The organism is Photobacterium sp. 1_MG-2023, from assembly GCF_030547945.1.
GTDB lineage: Bacteria > Pseudomonadota > Gammaproteobacteria > Enterobacterales > Vibrionaceae > Photobacterium.
The window spans coordinates 46,642-67,218 of the sequence record NZ_JAUORR010000021.1 but is presented as its reverse complement, the minus strand read 5'-3'; the positions used below and the strand labels follow the sequence as shown (position 1 = coordinate 67,218).

The window sequence follows — 20,577 nt, the reverse complement described above, 5'->3', positions numbered from 1 at the left end:
CTTAATGTTGCTCCTGTTCAATTCCTTTCATCACCAGAGAAACGCCCTGGCCAACCCCGACACACATTGTCACTAATGCTGTTCGCAACTGACGTTCTGACAGCTCTATGGCGGCACTCAGTACCAACCGTGCCCCGGACATTCCGAGCGGATGTCCCAGTGCAATGGCGCCGCCATTCGGATTGACGCGCGGATCATCTGCGTCGATCTGCCAGACTTTCAGTGCCGCCAGTACCTGCGCGGCAAACGCTTCATTCACCTCAATGACATCAAAGTCATTGAGGGTATAACCGGTTTTTTGCAGCAGTTTTTCCGTTGAAGCCACAGGGCCGATTCCCATCACGGACGGCGCAACACCGGCCACGGCACTCTCAGCAATTTCAGCGATGGGCTTGAGTTGATGGCGCTTCACATACCGACCGGAGGCAATCAGCAAAACGGCTGCACCGTCATTGATTCCGGAAGCATTCCCTGCAGTCACGGTGCCATCTGCCAGAAACGCAGGCTTCAGCCGACTCAGTTTGTCCAGCGGCGTCAGTCGGGGAAATTCATCTTGCTCAAAAACCACCTGATTTTTTCGGTCCAGCCGGACGGTGAGCGGCGTGATCTCTTTCGCTAGCCTGCCAACGCCGATCGCCTGTTTTGCCTTTTGCTGCGATGCCAGCGCAAAGCGGTCCTGTGCTTCTCGGGTGATCCCATAGTCTCTGGCCACGTTCTCCGCCGTGATCCCCAACGCATCACAGCCGTAGGACTCAGCCAGATGCGGATTGACAAAACGCCAGCCCAGCGTGGTATCGAACAACTGCACGCCCTTATCAAATGCCTGCTCGCTTTTACTGAGCACGAGCGGTGCACGGCTCATACTCTCCACCCCGCCCGCCAGCACAACATCGCAGTCTCCGGCCTTAATTTTGGTGGCTGCATAAATCACCGCATCCAGTCCGGAGGCACACAGCCGGTTTAAAGTCATGGCAGGAACAGACTGATCCAGCCCGGATAACAGGCTCGCCATCCGGGCAATGTTCCGGTTATCTTCTCCGGCCTGATTGGCGCATCCCAGCACCACTTCATCAATATCGCGGGCCATACCCGGATGTTTCGCGACTAAAGCTTTGATAACTTCAGACGCCAGATCATCCGGCCGGGTCTGCGCCAGTGAGCCGCCGTAGCTGCCAATGGCTGAGCGGGTGCCATCCACCACATATACATGATTATCATTGATCATCTGCTTGATCCTCAGGAAGCCATCGCAGCCGACAGCGGCGCATTATGGAGATAACTGTAGTGCGGGGTGTACCGCGAACTATTGAGTAGCGCGGCCATCTGGCTGAGCGTTTGAATCACCGGCCCTTCTCCCAGCCATTGCAGCCAGGTGAAAATTCCTTTGGCATAATTCACGCCATCAACCGAAGCCAGTTCAATATCCTGCCGGGTACAGATACCGCTTTCTGTCATCAAAATCGATTCATGGATCAGACTACAAAGTACCCGGGCAACAATCAGCGCCGGGGAATCCTTAATCAGGACGACTGTTGGGAAAAGGGATTGCATGAGCATCAGAAAAAGCTCTCTGTGCTCAGCACGGACACCTTTGTTATGCGCAGCCACCAGATAATCAGAGACGGAATAATCCAGTGCCCAGTCGATCACAAACGTATCCATGCCATGAACCCGAGCCAGCGATTCCGCCGTTCTCCCGTCGGTCACGCTTATGACAAAAGACTCATTCACACAAATCAGGGCTGGTTCCTGAGCCTCTGTGTGTTCAATCCGAATCGCATCACTGCGGGTGGTCAGCATGATTTTCAGGTAATCCGAAAAGGCGTGCTGACCTGAAATCTGTATCGACACCGGCGCCGTGAATGCCTTGGCTGCAAGGCTGTCCGATGTCTCCTCTTCACTTGCTGACTGAAAATAGGAGTGGCCATTCTTGCGCCCAAGCAAACCGGCATCCACCAGCGATAGCTGCAGATGAACGGGGGTATAACGGGCATCAAACTGCATCGCCTTCCAGATCTGCCGGCTCACCTCATAATTCACGTCCTGCCCGATAAAGTCAGTCAGTTCCAGCGGCCCCATTCTGAATTGACCGCCCGCCTTCAGCGCTTTATCAATTTGCTGGGCAGTTGCAACGCCTTCCTCCAGTAAACGAAAGCCTTCCAGATAAAAAGGACGTGCCATCCGGTTCACAATAAATCCCGGAGTCGCCTGACAAATCACCGAACGCTTGTCCACCTGATCAAGTAATGCCTGACAAGCTTGTGTCGTCGCTGGGGAGGAAAAAAAGGACGGTATAATTTCAACCAGCTTCATGATGTGCGCCGGATTGAAGAAATGCAGGCCGATAAATCTTGCTTTATGCTTCAGCGCTGCGGACAGTTTATTGAGTGATAATGAGGACGTATTGGTTGCAATGATACAATCGGTACTGACATTTTGTTCAATGGCTGCAAGTATATCGGCTTTGAGCGATTCATCTTCTGCAATGCTTTCTATGACAATGTCAGAATTTGCCAGCGTCTCCATGCGTGTCGTGTATTGAATCTTTGATTGAATTTGCTCCGCTTGCTGCGGCGTGATTTTTCCTTTGCTTTCTCTTCTCTTTAAATCCTCGGCAATATAGGTCGCTGCCGATTTCAAAGTTTCTTCTTTCCGGTTATACAGGACGACCTGTATCTGATGCATTGCAAATAAATAAGCAATACTTCGTCCCATCGTTCCGGCCCCAACCACTGCCAACTGTTTGATAGACATAACACTCTCTTGAAAAATGGATTTAGATGTAACCAAATATTTCAAAACAGAATTAAGTTAAACGTCTGTATCAGGTCTTTCAATTGGCAGAAATGACAGGTTTACGGCTGGAATCATGCCCCATATACTGACGGATCGTCGTCAGACTTAAACGAAAGAAAAAGGCCCGCAAATGCGAGCCTCTGCTGATTTTCGGTGCAAGTTCGCGCTATTTCACAGCAGGTGCAGCACGTAGCTGTATCCGGTACCCTCCAGCCGGGTCCGGTTCGAAATCGACAACGTTCTGAATCGCATCCAGCGTATCTTCTTCATGATGGGTCACATACAGCAACTGACTCAGCCCCGCTGAGGCAATCCGGTTGAGGGCCTGAAAAACCAGCTTCCGGTTGAGAAAATCCAGCCCCTGATACGGCTCATCCAGAATCAGTAATGCCGGTTGTTTGATCAGCGCACGGCCAATCAGCAGCAGCCGTTGCTGGCCGTAATCCAATGCCCGGAAACTGACCTTTTCCAGCGCGCTCATTTCCAGCAGATTCAGCCATTCCCGAGCCAGCTGAACCTCGCGTTTACTCGGCTGCTGATACAGTCCGATTGAGTCGTAAAATCCGGACAACAATACGTCCAGCGCCTGACAACCAACCCGATATTGCAGATGTAAGGCAGAAGACACCACCCCGATGTGCTTTTTCACATCCCAGATAGTTTCACCACTGCCGCGTTTCATACCCAGCACTGTGATGTCGTTGCTGTAGCATTGCGGATGGTCGCCGAGGATCAGCCCCAGCAAGGTACTTTTGCCGCAGCCATTCGGGCCGCGGATCTGCCAATGCTGTCCTTGTTCAATCTGCCAGTTCACACCGGTAAAAATGGTGGCGCCCACATACGCGACACTGACCTCACGCATCTCGACCAACGGATTGGGATATACATGTTTAGACTGATGCGCCTGCAACAACGCCAGCATGGCATCACTTTTCTGTGCAGACAGCGCCTTCATCTGCGCCATCACCGGATGGGACAGCCACTGAGCGCGCGTCAGCGTCTGCGACAGTGATGTTTCGTCGAATAAAGCCACATGGGAGATAAAGTCCGGCAACTCATCTTCCCGGGAGGTCACAATCAAAATCTGCATCTGCGCAGAGAGCTCTTGCAGCAACTCAGATAGTGTCTGGCGGTGCCGGACATCCAGCCCGGCGTAGGGCTCATCAAGAATCAATAATTCAGGATTGGCAGCCAGCGCTCTGGCCAGCATCACCCGGCGGGTTTCGCCCGTCGACAGTTGCCGGAATCCCCGGTGACGCAGATGGCGCAAATCGGCTTTCTCAAGCAGCAATTCCAAAGTCTCAGCACTGCAGCCCGCCTCCAACACCAAGGTCTCGACTGTGGTGCCGTAATCAATACTATCGGCAAAATCGGTTTCATCTTTTTCCAGTTCCAGATCCAGCAACCTTTGCTGCTCGTGCAGTGAAATACAGGCAATTCGCTGCGGCAGCCCTTCAATCTGGCCTTTTTCCGGTGTCAGTTCACCACTGAAAATACGTACGAGTAAGGTCGCAGCATGGCTGTGTGTGGAAAAAATCCCCCAGTGCTGGGTTGGCTCAAGCTGCCACTCCGCTACAGAAACCGAGGCGGATTCGGTATGGTGTGATAATCCCTGAATGTGCATGATCGCTTCCTTTGTCGTCCTTTCTGCTCATCTTGCATGACTTGCTGTGCAATTTCTATGCAAAAACTGACTAATAAGACAATAAAAAAGCGATTCACTCAGCTTCCAGCGATGCCACAGCATCCGTAGCCATACTCAGGCTGTGGAACAGCTCAAACAAAGTGCTGATTTCACCGATATGAGCCAGTTCCGGGTTCATTCCCAATTTCAGGCTCACCCGCCGGTTTTGTCCATGGGACAAATCAACCAGCACCAACTCCCCCCGACGGCAGGGTTCAGCCACCGCATGTTGTGGCAGCCAGCCAAATCCCAAACCGCGCCGAACCGCTGCAACCGCCGCATCAAGACTGCTCACCGTCAGCCGCTGATGCGAACCCAACCAACCACTGTCCGTATTCTGCTGACCAGAATCCCGGATCACCACCTGCCGATGTGCTTTCAGTTCCGACTGAGTCATCTGCTGTGCTTGAGCAAATGCGAAATCGGGGGCACAGACACAACGTAATTCCAGATCGAGCAAAGGTTCAGCCACGGTTTCTTTCGGTAACTGGCTGGCAATGGCCAGTGAGACGACACCGGACGCCAGCAACTGACCCGCCCCGGAAAGCGCCGTTTCATAAATCCGCAGAGAAACATTCGGGTACAACGCGTAAAAGCGTTCAAAGACTGACTGAGTCAGTGTATGCGGCAGCAGAACGTCCACAGCAAGACTCACTTCAGTCATCAACTGCCCCTGAAATTTCGATGCCACAGACTCAATCTGAACCGCATTATGATGCAGGCTCTGGGCACGAGGCAGTAATGCCTGCCCAAGCTCCGTCAGCACCGATTGCCGCCCTTCGACCACAAACAACGGCTGGCCAAGCAGTGACTCCATCTTCTTGATACTGTGGCAAACCGCCGACTGACTCTTATGCAGCAACAGCGCGGCTTTCGCAGCACTGCCCTGTTCGGCAATGGCGATAAAAGCCCGCCACATTTCCAGCGTGACACGCGCAGTGGTCATGATTCATCCCTTGATACAGAAATAACGCACTATGACTGAATGCGGCAGGTTCAGGCAACAACCTTCGGTACCAGGACCTGCCTGCACCCGTAATTTACCGGCTGAGCTTTTTCGCCAGTGTCGCGACATGCATGCCCTGAAATTGTGCCAGGGCCAGCTCTTTTTCTGATGGCTGACGGGAGCCATCTCCGCCGGCAATACAGGCAGCCCCCAGAGGCGAGCCCCCTTTGACTTCCGAGACATCAGCCAGACCCGGTGCGGTGTATGGTAATCCAACGACCACCATGCCATGGTGAAACAAGGTGGTATGAAAGGATTGCAGCGTGGTCTCATTGCCACCCCCTGTGCCAGTCGAGGTGAACACACTGCCGATCTTTCCCACCAGTTTCTGCTCAAACCATAATCCGCCGGTCTGATCGAGAAAGTTCCGCATCTGCGATGCCATATTGCCAAAGCGTGTTGGGGTGCCAAAAATGATCGCATCGTAATCAGCCAGATCCTGCGGCTTGGCAATCGGTGCCAACTGATCGATCTGGATCCCAGACTGTCGTGCAATTTCTTCTGGCACCAGTTCTGGTACCCGCTTGATATCAACGTCCACATGGCCGACACCTCTTGCCCCTTCTGCGACCGCATGCGCCATGGTTTCAACGTGTCCGTAGCTGGAGTAATAAAGCACTAAAACTTTTGTATTCATGGTATTTCCTCGCCTCATTCAGATGAATTTGATGTGTGTCGGTTAAACCGGCTCAACCTGAGTGAGCAGTTCTAAAAGCGCCTGCTCCGTCAGGGTTTGCGAAACCACCTGCTCACCATTGATGATGAGGCTGGGAATACTGCGCAGATGAAATGCCCGGGCACGCTTCAGATCCGCTTCCACGGCTTCTCGCACTGCATCACTGTCCAGCAGTGTTTCAAAACGCACGGTATCCAGCCCGATGTTGTTCGCAGCCGCAAGAATCACGTCACGATCACCGATGTTGTCATTCACTTTGAGGTGAAGATGCTGAATTTCATCAAAATAATCCCAATGGGTATCCGAGTTCCCCATCAGCTCGGCTGCTTTCGCCCCCAGCGCCGCCAGATAACCGCTCGGATAAGAAAAAGGCTTGGCGCGCATCCCTTCAATATCAAACCGATCCGGATCATCCGCATGCTGCTGACAAGCCACCCAGTGATTAAGAATTTCCTGTTTCGCCGCTGCCAGTGAACCAAAGCGCGCGATCATCTCGTCATCATTACGCTGCAATACGAAACAGCGCTGTTTCACTTCGACATCGGCACGTTCAGCCAGCTTGCGCAGTCTTGGGCTCAGGACATAACACCAGCCACAGACGGCATCATGAAAAAATTCCAGGGTGATTTGGGGCTTTGTATCCGACATAAATAGTTTCCTCAATTCAGATTCAGTGCATCAAATTCAAAGCCTGGCCAGGCCAGGCAGTGCATGCTGATCGTTCAGCTCAGGAATTATCTTAGGGGGAAAGCCGCAGGATAAAAATTGCAAAGAATTGGCGGGTATTATCGATTTTTTGCAAGGGTCGTTCTTGTTTTGTCTTCAAGAATCAATCAAGCCCGCAGCGAGCTGCGGGTATTTCAGTGTCGAACCGCATTAATTTCGGGTAATTTCATAAGCATTGTTACTCATGCTAGAACCAACCCGACAACTGATCGAGAAGTGATGCCTGCCAAGGGTGTAATTATCGGGAATCGGAGAATTCGCACAGACGGTAAATCTGGATCGGTATTTATCTGCAAAGACTTGTGTACTTCCGTTCACGGAATTACCGGAACCAAAATTACAGGCCGGGTTATAAATATTCGCGATAATCACGAAACCGTCATAAACACGGCTGTGGTAGCCCGCACAAGTTTTGAACGTTGAACCATCTGTCGGTGCCAATGAAAGAATGTAAGCATTATCACTGTGCTGCCAGCTACCACAGTTGAAGTCTACCGCCGTACTGGTGATCACATACCCTGCTGGAATAAAATCTCCCCGGCAGATCTTCAAACTTCTGGCCTGTGCCTGAAACATTTCACTCAGACGATCATCAGAAAGCATTTGATTTCCTGGTACCTGATGTATCTGAGCATCCAGGTGGTATTGTTCGATAAATGCCTGTTCAGAATCACTGCCGTACGCAGTTCCGGTCATGCAAAAACCGCTGAAAGCCATCAAAGGCATGAATTTTCTCATCATCGCTGTACCAAACATCGTCTTCATGAACATGAAAGATCCCTACTTGTGAAAATAATCTCAATAAGGAATTTTCATTGAAATGGAACTGCTTGGTACACATGAAAATATTGAAAATTCAAACCCTGTAAGAATAATAATTACTGATATACAAATAAATTTCAGAAAATAGAAGGAATCTCCACAATACAAAACAAATGACGGGGGTGCTTACTTCACACCCCCCGTACAACGCTGGATGCCTTGCTAGATTCCGGGGGACAGGCTATCAGGCGTGATACATGACATGCCACCTTTCATCACTGAAAACGACCTGTAACCATGACACCCACCGACAGGAGCAGAGGGCTTCGTCGCGGTAACTTTCATGATTGTCCCAGGAGACAGCAGAAAGTGTTTGATTGATTATCCCCTTGGGTCTTTCCCATATCGATTTTCAAAATGTTCAGGCGACAAGAAAATCAACATTGATAGGGTGAGTTGCAGTATCAAAAAGAGCACGAAAGCAAACCCAGAAAACACACTAAACCCTTTCATCAGGTTAACCATCAAGTAGAAAAGGATCAGACTCAGTACGAAGTAAGCACCCAACCACTTTCCACTCATATTCATGTCATGAAACCTTCTCACCAGCATGGATAAAGAAGGCACGATGGAAACCATCAATATCAGCGCAAAAGGCAAAAAGAATAAAATAATCCAACTACCTTGAAACACCGTCAACAAAGGTGACAAAAGCAAAGCCACAAACCAATGAATCAAAGTAAAAATTAACACGTCCGAACGAGTCGCTCTGGATTGATAATCAAAACTACGCTTCCAAACATTCAAATATTTTTCAATCATAAACACCTCAAATAAAATCAGTATATTTTTTTATCAAGATGAGGTTGAATTAAAAATTAAATATTGAGCAGCGGATTCAATTCTCACGACGACTTTAAAAAACAGGTTTATTTTGAGGGTCTTATGGTCGCCAGAGATTGTATATCTCCATCCCCCTCAACATACAACCCTCAGCACCTCAAATCACATTGAAAATACAAACATCAGACAGTAAAAATTACCCATAAAAAAACCCGCCTTGCGGCGGGTTTTCAGATTCATCACAGATGACGGGGCTGATGTCGGGTAGCGGCGACGCATTACTGCGCCACCGCCCCCTAAGAACCGTACGTGCGAGTTTCCCCGCATACGGCTCAAGCCTTTATAAGCCCATACCGAGATATGAACCAGCAACGATGACTTAGTCATCACCATACATTTTTTCATGGCAGTGGTAACACATATCAGCAGCATGGTCTCCAGACTCAACCGATTCTTTGATTGCGTCTGTCAATTCAAGTTGGCTCTCGAAAAGACCACCAAAGTCGCCATTCTTAAAGCGATGGCTACCTAGCTTGTAAGCCTCTTCAACATCCTCTTCTCCTTGGAAAACGGTTGCTTCACAGTACTCACAGCGCTCCAGTACACCAGCCTCAATAGCAATTTCAGTTGCTACATTGATTTGATCTTCCATATGTTCCATATGCCGTTTTGCAATACCCATTTCGATCTCCTTAGTCGTGCATTTAGCACCATAGACTATAGAGTATCATTTCATAAAAATATATTTCATATGGGTATGCACTTGCCGATGGCAATTGATATGCAACATCATCAAATTCGAGCTTATGTCCGTGCCGCCATCGACTCTTCTGACGATATGGTGAATATCCCATTCGTCTTCCGAGTTAAATTGCTGATGGCACACCGCACATTTGTAATCTTGTCTTTCGACAATCTTCCACAGCTTCCAGTTACCCGACAAAGATTTCTTCAATCTTTGCATCTTCAGACGCTCAAAGTATTGTTCGTCCTCCGGTAGGTAACAGTTAGCTATTGCTCGAATTTTCACATGTTTATCGATTTTCACTCTCGCTGCACTCTGCAAGCGGTAGTGACCATCTTCCCCTTTCGGTTTCAGTGCGCTGAATACCCAGTTTCTATCGCCCACTGATTTAAAGTATTTCTCTTTAATCCAACGCTTACGGCGATTCAAATGAATTCGGCGACACCACTGCCATAACATTTTCCAGATCCGGTAATCGATATACTTGAATGTCTCACTCGCACATACCCAGCGGTGGTAGTTACACCATCCTCTGATCATCGGATTCAACTTCGCTATCACCGCTGAAGCTGGCACCGTTTTATGGCTGTTGAGATAATCTCGTATACCGCGCAGAAAATTCTTCACGTTTTTCTTTGACGGCTTAATCAGCATCTTGCCGTCGTATTTACGCAAATTCTGCCCGAGAAAATCGAACCCGTCGTCTATGTGCGTGATCAGCGTTTTTTCTGCTGACAATTGCAGTCCACGTTCGGCCATAAAGGCTTCAACAATGGGTAAAACCTCATTTTCCAGTAGCTCTTTCGAGATTCCAGTGATGATAAAGTCATCTGCATAACGCACATAGTTGACCTTAGTTTTGTAACTGGCTTTTGTGTTCTTCTTCCCGAAGTGGGATTCGAGCACCGTTTCCAGCCCGTCTAAGGTCATATTAGCGAGTACAGGTGAGATAATCCCACCTTGCGGTGTACCCGCCTCCGTCGAGTTAAACTTCCCAGATTCCATGAATCCGGCTTTCAGCCACTTCTTGAGTATCGCCTTTTCCAAAGGAATATTGGCGATAAGCCAATCATGGCTGATAAAGTCAAAACACCCTTTGATATCACCTTCCAGTACCCAACGGGCACTAGCCTTGCGGCTGAGGTTCACGAAACATTGTTCGATAGCATCAGCACAAGAGCGATTCGGGCGAAAGCCATAGCTGTTTCGATCCGCCGTGGTTTCCGATATGGGTTCAAGAGCTGACAGGTATAGTGCCTGCATTGCTCTATCACGCATGGTTGGTATTCCCAGCGGCCTGCGTTTGCCATTGGCTTTAGGGATATAGACTCGCCTCAGCGGCATTGGCTTGTAGCCTTTACGCGTCAGTTGATCTATGGCTCCCCATTTCAAAGCAGGAGTGTTCCAGATTTCTCCATCAACACCCGGTGTGTTTTTCCCTCTGTTTTCAGTGACGCGCCGAATGGCTATCACCTTGGCAGCAAACGAACGAGTTAACATGCGTTGCAGTCTTTTGACCTGTCGCCAGTCAGACTTTTTCGTTGCCTTTGCGATCCGTACCTGTAGCCCTCTCACCGTACGATACATTAGTGACCAGTCGATGCTGTGCCACTGCTGTGTCTGGTGGGAGGATGCAGATACGTCAATTTGCATTGAAGTATGCACCTTGCTTTCCTCCATTAACGATAAGTTAATCAAGCAACACAAGGCGCATCTGTGCCCCATAGGGCAGAGATTTACCCTATGAGGCTTGAACTTGTTACTGACAGTACCCGAAATCCTCCAATAGGAAAGGTAACGCCCACAATTGGGCTCTGACAGTTTCAACTACCGTAAAACTTGACGGCTTTACTGATTTTCACGCAATTAAAGACCAAGCAGACGTGGGCCCCGTTTCCGGTGAAAGCACGTTGGCTTTCTATCCAGCTCATTACAAGCTGGATTTCGCTTCTTCTGCTCTCCTGTGCCCGCACCCTCAACAGCTTCTCTTGCGAGTTACCTGCCTGTCTGTTGATAGGCAAGGATACGGGGTTTCCGAGTTCCGTTTTCATTACACGAGTTACTTAGGTTCTACCTATCCACCGATGGCGCATGAGTCAGCGTATCCCCAGATGTAAAAGAGATAACCGGCCATATACCTTTTGGTCAGAGCGTTAGTGACGGCTAATCCTCCCAAAGGGACAATTAATCGACACGACAATAGCCTTACGCTCGTCGCGGCTGACGGTGTTTATCAGTAGTTCACTTACGTTAACCATATAACCCAGCCTAGCCCCTAAACCGCCTGCTATTGGCGATTGTCTTAACCTTCACTTCGCAGCAAAAGTTAACCACTTGCGTGGGGGTACATTGTCAGGAAGCTCCGCACACCGCGTTACCGCAGATGCACTATCCCTAGGCTACTATTGGCTGAACAACAGGTCTTACTATCCAATAACCTACCCGTCCGAGTAAGAGATTGGCTGAGACAATAATGAAAACAGCTTCGCACCGTGCAGGTGGCTCAAGCTTAAATAAGACACGAATATTCCCGTTACTTCACAGACACTAATAGTGCTGCTTCAACGTATATCATTCGCCTAAAGCGAGGGACACAGACTTTCGCCCATGCCTAAAATCGGACCTCTTACGAGGACCGATATTCGGGCTTGGGTTAAGCCCGAATATCGGGTTTTATTTATTTGCTATTTCGGCGGGTGGGATAGAAACCACAACATAGAGTTAGTGGTTACTATGGACGTAGCCCGCTCGGCTAGCTACCTACGCGACTCTCGTCGCACTACATCATGCCGCCCATGCCACCCATACCGCCCATCGCGGCACCCATGTCTGGTGCGTCGTCTTTTGGCAGATCAGTGACCATGGCTTCGGTGGTGATCATCAGGCCAGCAACAGATGCTGCGAACTGCAGTGCAGAACGGGTTACCTTGGTTGGATCCAGGATACCCATCTCCAGCATGTCGCCGTATTCGCCTGTTGCAGCGTTGTAACCGAAGTTGCCTTCGCCGTTCTTCACTTCGTTCGCAACCACAGACTCTTCGTCACCTGCGTTACGAGTGATTTGGCGGATTGGCGCTTCCATCGCACGCAGCGCAACACGGATACCCACGTTTTGCTCTTCGTTGTCGCCAGTCAGCTTGGTCAGCTTTGATGCCGCACGGATCAGGGCAACACCACCACCGGCAACCACGCCTTCTTCAACCGCAGCACGGGTTGCGTGCAGGGCATCTTCAACGCGGTCTTTCTTCTCTTTCATTTCAACTTCAGTTGCTGCGCCAACTTTGATCACTGCAACGCCGCCTGCCAGCTTGGCAACACGCTCTTGCAGTTTCTCTTTGTCGTAGTCTGACGTTGCATCTTCGATTTGCTGACGGATTTGCGTCACACGGCCCTGAATCGCGGTTTCTTCACCATGGCCATCAATGATGGTGGTGTTTTCTTTGGTGATCGTCACGCGTTTCGCCTGACCCAGATCTTCCAGAACCACTTTGTCCAGTTCCATGCCGATTTCTTCAGAAATCACAGTACCGGCCGTCAGGACAGCGATGTCTTGCAGCATAGCTTTACGGCGGTCACCGAAACCTGGTGCTTTCACAGCAGCAACTTTCACGATGCCACGCATGTTGTTCACAACCAGTGTTGCCAGTGCTTCACCTTCCACGTCTTCTGCAATGATCAGCAGTGGACGGGACGCTTTTGCAACCGCTTCCAGTGTTGGCAGCAGTTCACGGATGTTTGAGATTTTCTTGTCAACCAGCAGGATGAATGGGCTTTCCAGATCAACGCTGCCTGCTTCCTGGTTGTTAATGAAGTAAGGAGACAGGTAACCACGGTCGAACTGCATGCCTTCAACTACATCCAGTTCATCTTGCAGTGCCTGACCTTCTTCAACGGTGATCACACCGTCGCGGCCCACTCTTTCCATCGCTTCCGCAATGATGTTCCCCACGGTTGCATCAGAGTTCGCAGAAATCGTACCCACCTGAGCAATCGCTTTGCTGTCGGTACAAGGCTGAGACAGGGCTTTCAGTTCTTCAACTGCAGCAATAACCGCTTTGTCGATACCACGCTTCAGATCCATCGGGTTCATGCCCGCAGCCACAGCTTTCAGACCTTCATTGACGATCGATTGCGCCAGCACGGTTGCCGTTGTGGTACCGTCGCCCGCTGCGTCGTTCGCCTGAGAAGCAACTTCTTTGACCATTTGTGCGCCCATGTTCTGGAACTTGTCTTCCAGTTCAATTTCACGCGCAACAGAAACACCATCTTTGGTGATGGTTGGTGCACCGAACGACTTGTCCAGTACTACGTTACGGCCTTTCGGGCCCAGAGTAACTTTCACAGCGTCAGCCAGAACGTTTACACCTTCCAGCATTTTTACACGAGCGTCATTACCAAATTTTACGTCTTTAGCAGCCATGTTTAACTTCCTTTCTTCATTCTTGATTCGAGGTGAATGGATTATTCAACAATTGCCAAGATGTCAGTTTCAGACATAATCAGAACTTCTTTGCCTTCAATCTTCTCGGTCTTGGTTGCATAACCTTCTGAGAAAATCACAGTATCACCAACTTTCACGTCCAACGGCTGTACAGAACCATTCTCCAGAATGCGGCCTTTGCCCACAGCAAGTACGATACCGCGGGTCGATTTTTCTGCAGCAGAACCAGTCAGAACGATGCCACCAGCAGATTTTGATTCAACTTCCTGGCGCTCAACGATCACTCGGTCATGTAAAGGACGAATATTCATCGGTCGTCTCTCCTGATTTTGGTAATATCCATAGGTTTGTATGAAAGCGAGCCGGTGAGTTTGCCGTCTCGCGAAATCTGTTCTCTAGACATGTTGGGTCGTTTTTCTGGAACCCAAGTCCTGTCGCGAAATTTTTTTGTTTTTTCTGCCAGTTTTTTTGCCGGATCACATTCTTTGCATTAGGGTGTGCTGGCACTGAAGTATGCGAGAGCCTTATGACCCAAGCAGAACGCCCCGATAAACACGGTTTGTTGTCCGATCCGATTCCGGAAGTTTTACAACGCCTGACCATTCCTATGGTGTTCGGCATGGTCGCGATCCTGATGTTCAATCTGGTCGACACCTTTTTTATCTCGCTGCTGGGCACTCAGGCCCTGGCGGCCGTGAGTTTTACCTTTCCCGTCACTTTTGCCCTGAACTCGATCACCATGGGCGTCGGGGTGGGGTTATCCGCCTGCATTGGCCGTTTACTGGGCGGGGGTGACACACAGGCCGCAGCTCGGGTCTCAAGCCACGGCCTCCTGCTGGCAGTGCTGCTGGTGGTCGCGGCATCGGCACTGGGACTGCTGACCATTGACCCGCTGTTCCGCCTGCTCGGGGCTGAAGACAATCTGCTACCCATCATTCATGAATACATGAACGTCTGGTATCTGGCGATCCCGCTACTGGTGATCCCAATGGCGGGCAACAGTGCCATTCGTGCCACGGGAGATGCCAAAACTCCGGCAAAAATTATGATGCTGGCTGGTGGGATCAATGGCGTGCTCGATCCGATGTTAATTTTTGGCCTCGGCCCGTTTCCCGAGCTGGGCGTGCAAGGCGCAGCCATTTCAAGTGGGGTCAGTTGGGCAGTCGCGCTGGTCTGGTCGCTGCGGGTGCTGATTGTCCGTGAAAAACTACTGGCAACCCCGGATTTACGACTCATCTTTGCCGACTGGCGGCAAATTCTGCACGTAGGTACGCCAGCCGGACTCTCAAACGCGCTGACGCCGCTCTCAAACGCACTGGTCATGACGTTACTGGCCACACAAGGCACAGCGTCTGTGGCAGCCTATGGTGCCGCGATGCGGATTGAGTCGTTACTGATGCTGGTGATGATTGCTCTGGGCTCAGCCCTGATGCCCTTCATGGCACAAAATTTAGGTGCAGAGCAGCCCAAGCGGGCGTTTACAGCGTTGTTTACTGCCATGAAGTTTGCCATCGGCTTTCAGTTACTGGTGTTCATCATGATGGTGCCGCTCAGTTGGCCGATCTCCGCCATGTTCAGTCAGGATGAAGCCGTCCAGACGCAGCTGTGGCATTACCTGATCCTGGTGCCAGCCAGTTATGGCTTGCTTGCTGTCTGTATGCAGTTGATCAATGCGCTGAATGCCCTGCACCTGTCATTTCAGGCATTGCTGTGGAACCTGATCCGGCTGTTTGGTCTGTTGCTGCCCGCAGCATGGATTGGCGGACAACTCAATGGTACTGAAGGGCTGTTTACCGGCATTGCCGTCGCAAATGTGCTGTGTGGCCTGGCAGCCTTGGTATATGCGAGACAATTGCGGCGCCAGCATGTCAAAGTCACAGAGACGCAAGCAGCAGATTCGTCGTCCATCTCACGCTGACAACCCTTTTCATGCGCAAGAAAAGGGCATCAAGGTCGGATGATTCAACACTCAGTGCAGACGATGCTGATCATCGTCGTCTGATTTGTCTTTTTTCTCTTTTTCGTCTTTGCGTTCATACTCGCCGTCAAAGATATCTCCGTTCTCATCCCGTTCAAACGGACCGCGCTGAGAAAACGGGCCTTGTGAACCAAAACCGCCGCCAAAGCTGCCCTGATGCATGCTCTGCACTTTCACTTTAGTCATCAGGTATTTGGCCAGCGCTGCACGGGGTGCGGGCAGCAATACGACCAGCCCCATGGCATCCGTCATAAACCCCGGCGTCAGCAGCAACACACCAGCGACCGCCAGCATGACACCTTCCAGAATCTGCTGGGCAGGTAACTCGCCGCGATTGAGCCGATCCTGCACCGACATCAGGGTCGCAATACCCTGGCTGCGGACCAGTGATGCGCCGACGATGGCTGTGAGCAGCACCAGAAATAAGGTGGTCCACAATCCCAGCACACCGCCAACCTGAATAAAGAGGGCAATTTCAATCACGGGGACCAGAATAAACAACAACAAGAGAACAGGAAACACAAACACCCCTTTTGTCAGGCAGGAAAATAAATCAAATCAGTCAGGGGGTATGATGGCGCGATTCCCCTGATTTTCAACCATAGCACCGGAGCCTTTTAACCGGATCACCTTTCTGAATCAATTTCCCGGCCTGAATTTGGTGATATCGTGAACGCAATAATTTGTGAAGAAATATTGCACTGAAACCGATTCCGACAAGGAGCCGTTGAGAATACCCGGTTTCAATCACATCACCGCAGGGGTTGGTTGTCATGATTGGAATTGAACTGTTCGTTGTACTGGCTTTTATTTTTCTCGGCGCGCGGATCGGCGGGATCGGCATCGGATTCGCTGGTGGCGCCGGTGTTCTGGTGCTGTCGCTCGGACTGGGCCTGCCCGCCGGGCACATTCCGGTTGATGTCATTTTGATCATCATGTCAGTCATCACCGCCATCGCTGCCATGCAAGTGGCCGGGGGCATGGACTGGCTGGTGCATCTGGCGGAATGCTTTTTACGCAAACATCCCAAACGCATCACCTTCTATGCCCCGATGGTGACTTACGGCATGACACTGCTGGCGGGTACCGGGCACACCGCGTTCTCGACCCTGCCCGTCATCGCTGAAGTCGCGAAAGAACAAGGGATCCGGCCGTCCCGCCCATTGTCGATCGCAGTGATTGCCTCTCAGATTGCCATCACCGCCTCCCCCATTTCCGCCGCGCTGGTGTTCTTTTCCGGGTTGCTGGAACCTTTGGGGATCAGTTATCTGACGTTACTGGCCATTTGTATTCCGAGTACGTTTCTGGCTTGTATGGTCGGAGCGATGATCGCCAGTTTTTTAGGATGCGAGCTCAAAGATGATCCGGTCTATCAGGACAGACTTGCAAAAGGTCTGGTGAACGTTCAGGGCAGTCAGACCCGACAGATTCCGGCCAGTGCCAAACCGGCCACCTTTATTTTTCTCACGGCCATCGCTGCCGTCGTGATTTATGCCACGCTGGTGTCCGACGCCGTTGGCCTGATCCCTGATCCGGCCATGGGCCGGAACGATGCCATCATGGTCTTCATGCTGACAGCGGCCATGGCGATTGTGCTGCTCACCAAAATTGATGCGGGTCAGATCGCTAATGCCGCGACCTTTAAATCCGGGATGAGCGCCTGCGTGTGCGTGTTAGGGGTCGCCTGGCTGGGGGATACATTTGTCGCCAGCCATATTGATGAAATCAAAGGTGTTGCCGGAGAACTGCTGGCTCAGTATCCGTGGATGCTGGCAGTCACGCTATTCTTTGCCTCCATGCTACTGTACTCCCAGGGTGCAACCACCACGGCCCTGATGCCCGCAGCGCTGGCTATCGGCGTCTCACCCCTGACTGCCATTGCCTCCTTTGCGGCGGTCAGCGCGCTCTTTGTGCTGCCCACTTATCCGACCCTGCTGGCAGCCGTGGAGATGGATGACACCGGTTCGACCCGGATTGGCAATCTGGTGTTTAACCATCCCTTCTTCCTGCCCGGCGTCACCACGATTGCCGCCTCTGTCGCACTCGGTTTTGTGTTCGGTCCCATGATTGCGTGAAGGAAAACACCGATATGAAACTCTGACGCGTTTCCCCGGTCTGACAGGCATAGAGCAATCAGGTATAGTCGTCTGAAAAGCAGTCCGCTTTCAGGCGGCCAGCCCCTTACTGTTACGAGCCGAAATTGATGACGATATTGCGACATTTGCCCATCACCCGTTTGTTTGTCTTTGCGTGCCTGCTGCTCAGCCTGCCGTTGCGGGCCGAGTTTTCTCTGCCGGGCCTGACCGACAATACGAGCCAGAACAGCTTTGTTCCTGTGGATCAGGCGTTTGCATTCAACTTTGATCAGCGTGGTGATCAACTGGTGCTGGACTGGCAGGTCAAGCCCGGCTATTACCTGTATCAGCATCAGTTTTCAGTGACCACACAGGATGCTGTGGTTGGTGAGATTCACCTGCCCGCCGGGACGCCTTACAAGGATGAATTTTTTGGCGAGGTCAATATTTATCCGGCGTCGATGGCACTGAACGTTCCGATCAAACAAGCCGGAGACAACGGCACGCTGACCGTCCGCTATCAGGGCTGCGCCAAAGCCGGATTCTGCTACCCGCCGGAAACCCGTGAAGTCCCGCTGTTTGCCGTTGCAGGTACACCGCCCGGCAGCAGTGAGCCGGTCAAAGCCAACCTGATCCTTCCAGCGGCGCAAGCCGCTACTGCAACAAACCCGGCAAACGACACTCAATCTCGTCCGGACACCGCTGCCCCGCAGTCCCGGCAGGATCAACTGGCCAGTGAACTGGCAGAACAGTGGTGGACGCCGTTGCTGTTTCTGGCGCTGGGCATCGGGTTGGCCTTCACCCCATGTGTCCTGCCGATGTACCCGATTCTGACTGGTATCGTCCTCGGACGCGGCCAGCTCAGCACCAGCCGGACCTTGACCCTCGCATTCACTTATGTTCAGGGCATGGCACTGACTTACACCGTGCTGGGGTTAGTGGTCGCTTCGGCCGGACTCCAGTTTCAGGCCGCCTTGCAGCATCCGTATGTGCTGATTGGCCTGAGTGCGCTCTTCGTGTTGCTCGCGCTGTCGATGTTTGGCGCCTATACCCTGCAACTGCCCTCCAGCGTCCAGACCTGGCTGAATCAGCTCAGTAACCAGCAAAAAGGCGGCCAGTTGGGCGGAGTCTTTGCCATGGGGGCCATTTCCGGCCTGGTTTGCTCACCGTGCACCACGGCACCGCTGTCCGGCGCACTGATATATGTCGCCCAAAGTGGGGACTTACTTACCGGTGCTGTCGCGCTCTATGCGCTGGCCATCGGGATGGGAATTCCGCTGATTCTGGTGGCCATGTTCGGCAACCGTCTGCTGCCCAAAGCCGGGGCCTGGATGGATCGGGTGAAAGCCTTCTTCGGCTTTGTGCTGCTGGCCGTGCCGCTCTTCCTGCTGGAACGCATTCTGCCTGATTCATGGATGCCTTTCCTGTGGGCCGGGTTTGGCCTTTCGCTGTTTGGCTGGCTGTATCACGTCAAACAGGGTCTGAGCCATTCCTGGCGCAGCAGTCTGGTGGGCGTCGTAGCCATTGTCGGTCTGCTCGGATCGCTGCTGCCGATCTACCAGACCGTGTTCCAGACGTCCGGCTCTCAGGCGGTCACAGCTCCCGTCCCGGACATCACCTTCCAGCGGGTTGCCGATATGGCAGAACTGGATGCTGCGCTGGCTCAGGCGAAAGCTGAAGGAAAACCTGTAATGTTGGATTTCTATGCCGACTGGTGCGTCGCCTGTAAGGAATTTGATAAATATACCTTCCACGATGCTTCAGTTGCCCCACAGCTTCAGCGCTTTGTCCTGCTGCAGGCTGATGTCACCCAAAGTACGCCGGACGACATCAAACTGCTGCAAAAAATGAACGTGCTCGGTCTGCCGACACTGGATTTCTGGCATGCCGACGGCGATCAGGCACCGAAAGCACGCCTGACCGGATTTGTGGGGGCCGAGCCTTTCCTTGATCACCTCAAGGCAAACCAACTGATTGCTCAACCCTGACCTGAGCATACGCTGTCAGTATAAAATCCCCCTCAAGTGGCACCAAGGACCGGATCCACTTCGTATCTTGAGGGGGAACAAATTGATCTGACATTTGAGCAATGCTAGCGTTAACAAAAACTAAACTACGAATGCCATGGACGCTCAGTACACCATTGTCATCGCCGATGACCACCCGCTGTTTCGCAATGCCCTGTTTCAATCGGTGCATATGGCGGTCAGCAAAGCGAACCTGCTGGAAGCAGATTCCCTTGAAACCCTCTTACAACTGCTTGAAAAAGAGCCGGATGTCGACCTGTTGCTGCTGGATTTAAAAATGCCCGGCGCCAATGGAATGTCCGGACTGATCCAGCTCCGTGCTCAATATCCTGAACTGCCTGTGGTGGTGGTTTCTGCCAACGAAGAGGCCTCGGTGATCCGTCAGGTCCGGCATCATGGTGCCTTCGGGTTCATTCCGAAATCCAGCGACATGCGGGCGCTGATCAGTGCGCTGAATCAGGTTCTGGACGGCGATCCCTACTTCCCACCAGGGATTGGTGAAGATGAAGATAATCCGGAAATTGATGCGCTGGCGGCCAAGATTGCGACCCTGACCCCCCAGCAGTACAAAGTTTTGTGCATGTTATCGGATGGGTTGCTCAACAAGCAGATTGCCTATGAGCTGAATGTCTCTGAAGCAACGATTAAAGCGCATATGACCGCCATCTTCCGCAAACTTGGTGTCAAGAACCGGACGCAGGCGGTCATCCTGCTCAACGAACTCGGAGGCGAATAATACCAATCGCAGTCAATCACTGGTCATCCTAGCTTGTTCAAATGTTCGATAACTGCGTTAGATTTTTTGATTGTAGAATCAC

At 51.5% G+C, this 20,577-nt stretch carries 17 protein-coding genes; 4 read left to right on the top strand and 13 right to left on the bottom strand.

All coding sequences use genetic code 11. From position 1 onward, the window contains the following. Nucleotide 1 precedes the first annotated feature (1 nt). From Q4579_RS16810 to Q4579_RS16755, 12 genes are all read right to left on the bottom strand, one after another. A complete protein-coding gene (locus Q4579_RS16810) occupies nt 2-1,225 on the bottom strand; it encodes an acetyl-CoA C-acyltransferase (RefSeq protein ID WP_303565775.1) in 1,224 nt (407 codons plus the stop codon). An 11-nt stretch (nt 1,226-1,236) separates the two neighbouring features. After that, nucleotides 1,237-2,754: a 3-hydroxyacyl-CoA dehydrogenase NAD-binding domain-containing protein gene (locus Q4579_RS16805; RefSeq protein WP_303565773.1), complete on the bottom strand. Its 1,518-nt coding sequence runs from the start codon at nt 2,752-2,754 to the stop codon at nt 1,237-1,239. Between the two features lie 208 nt (nt 2,755-2,962). Then, on the bottom strand, nt 2,963-4,420 hold the full coding sequence (locus Q4579_RS16800; protein ID WP_303565771.1) for an ATP-binding cassette domain-containing protein: 1,458 nt from the start codon (nt 4,418-4,420) through the stop codon (nt 2,963-2,965). Nucleotides 4,421-4,514: 94 nt separating this feature from the next. Continuing rightward, a complete protein-coding gene (locus Q4579_RS16795; protein WP_303565769.1) occupies nt 4,515-5,426 on the bottom strand; it encodes a LysR family transcriptional regulator in 912 nt (303 codons plus the stop codon). Between the two features lie 94 nt (nt 5,427-5,520). Then, nucleotides 5,521-6,123, bottom strand: coding sequence for an NAD(P)H:quinone oxidoreductase (gene wrbA, locus Q4579_RS16790; protein WP_303565768.1), 603 nt, complete (start codon nt 6,121-6,123; stop codon nt 5,521-5,523). 42 nt (nt 6,124-6,165) lie between these two features. Further along, nucleotides 6,166-6,810, bottom strand: a complete 645-nt coding sequence (locus Q4579_RS16785) for a DsbA family protein (protein WP_303565766.1) — start codon at nt 6,808-6,810, stop codon at nt 6,166-6,168. A gap of 228 nt (nt 6,811-7,038) precedes the next feature. After that, nucleotides 7,039-7,659 (bottom strand): hypothetical protein, encoded by a 621-nt coding sequence (locus Q4579_RS16780; protein WP_303565764.1) that lies wholly within the window; start codon nt 7,657-7,659, stop codon nt 7,039-7,041. 372 nt (nt 7,660-8,031) lie between these two features. After that, nucleotides 8,032-8,472, bottom strand: coding sequence for a DUF805 domain-containing protein (locus Q4579_RS16775; RefSeq protein WP_303565763.1), 441 nt, complete (start codon nt 8,470-8,472; stop codon nt 8,032-8,034). 400 nt (nt 8,473-8,872) lie between these two features. Continuing rightward, nucleotides 8,873-9,175, bottom strand: coding sequence for a hypothetical protein (locus Q4579_RS16770; protein WP_303565762.1), 303 nt, complete (start codon nt 9,173-9,175; stop codon nt 8,873-8,875). Between the two features lie 45 nt (nt 9,176-9,220). Further along, nucleotides 9,221-10,891, bottom strand: a complete 1,671-nt coding sequence (gene ltrA, locus Q4579_RS16765; protein WP_303565761.1) for a group II intron reverse transcriptase/maturase — start codon at nt 10,889-10,891, stop codon at nt 9,221-9,223. A gap of 1,126 nt (nt 10,892-12,017) precedes the next feature. Next, entirely contained in the window at nt 12,018-13,658 is a 1,641-nt protein-coding gene (gene groL / locus Q4579_RS16760) for a chaperonin GroEL (protein ID WP_303565760.1), read from the bottom strand. Between the two features lie 41 nt (nt 13,659-13,699). After that, the gene (locus tag Q4579_RS16755) at nt 13,700-13,990 is read right to left on the bottom strand and encodes a co-chaperone GroES (protein ID WP_036750845.1); all 291 of its coding nucleotides are present in this window, start codon (nt 13,988-13,990) and stop codon (nt 13,700-13,702) included. A 215-nt stretch (nt 13,991-14,205) separates the two neighbouring features. Between Q4579_RS16755 and Q4579_RS16750 the strand changes: the two genes are divergently transcribed. After that, nucleotides 14,206-15,597 carry an MATE family efflux transporter gene (locus Q4579_RS16750; protein ID WP_303565756.1) on the top strand — a complete coding sequence of 464 codons (1,392 nt, stop codon included), beginning with the start codon at nt 14,206-14,208 and terminating at the stop codon, nt 15,595-15,597. A gap of 51 nt (nt 15,598-15,648) precedes the next feature. Here Q4579_RS16750 and Q4579_RS16745 read toward each other — a convergent pair whose 3' ends face one another. Beyond that, nucleotides 15,649-16,179 (bottom strand): FxsA family protein, encoded by a 531-nt coding sequence (locus Q4579_RS16745; protein ID WP_303565755.1) that lies wholly within the window; start codon nt 16,177-16,179, stop codon nt 15,649-15,651. Between the two features lie 251 nt (nt 16,180-16,430). On the opposite strand from Q4579_RS16745, the gene Q4579_RS16740 reads away from it, so the two are divergent. From Q4579_RS16740 to Q4579_RS16730, 3 genes are all read left to right on the top strand, one after another. Then, a complete protein-coding gene (locus tag Q4579_RS16740) occupies nt 16,431-17,732 on the top strand; it encodes an anaerobic C4-dicarboxylate transporter (protein WP_303565754.1) in 1,302 nt (433 codons plus the stop codon). A gap of 128 nt (nt 17,733-17,860) precedes the next feature. After that, a complete protein-coding gene (locus Q4579_RS16735; RefSeq protein WP_303565753.1) occupies nt 17,861-19,720 on the top strand; it encodes a protein-disulfide reductase DsbD in 1,860 nt (619 codons plus the stop codon). Between the two features lie 136 nt (nt 19,721-19,856). Further along, nucleotides 19,857-20,495, top strand: coding sequence for a response regulator transcription factor (locus Q4579_RS16730; RefSeq protein WP_303565752.1), 639 nt, complete (start codon nt 19,857-19,859; stop codon nt 20,493-20,495). Nucleotides 20,496-20,577: the final 82 nt, after the last annotated feature.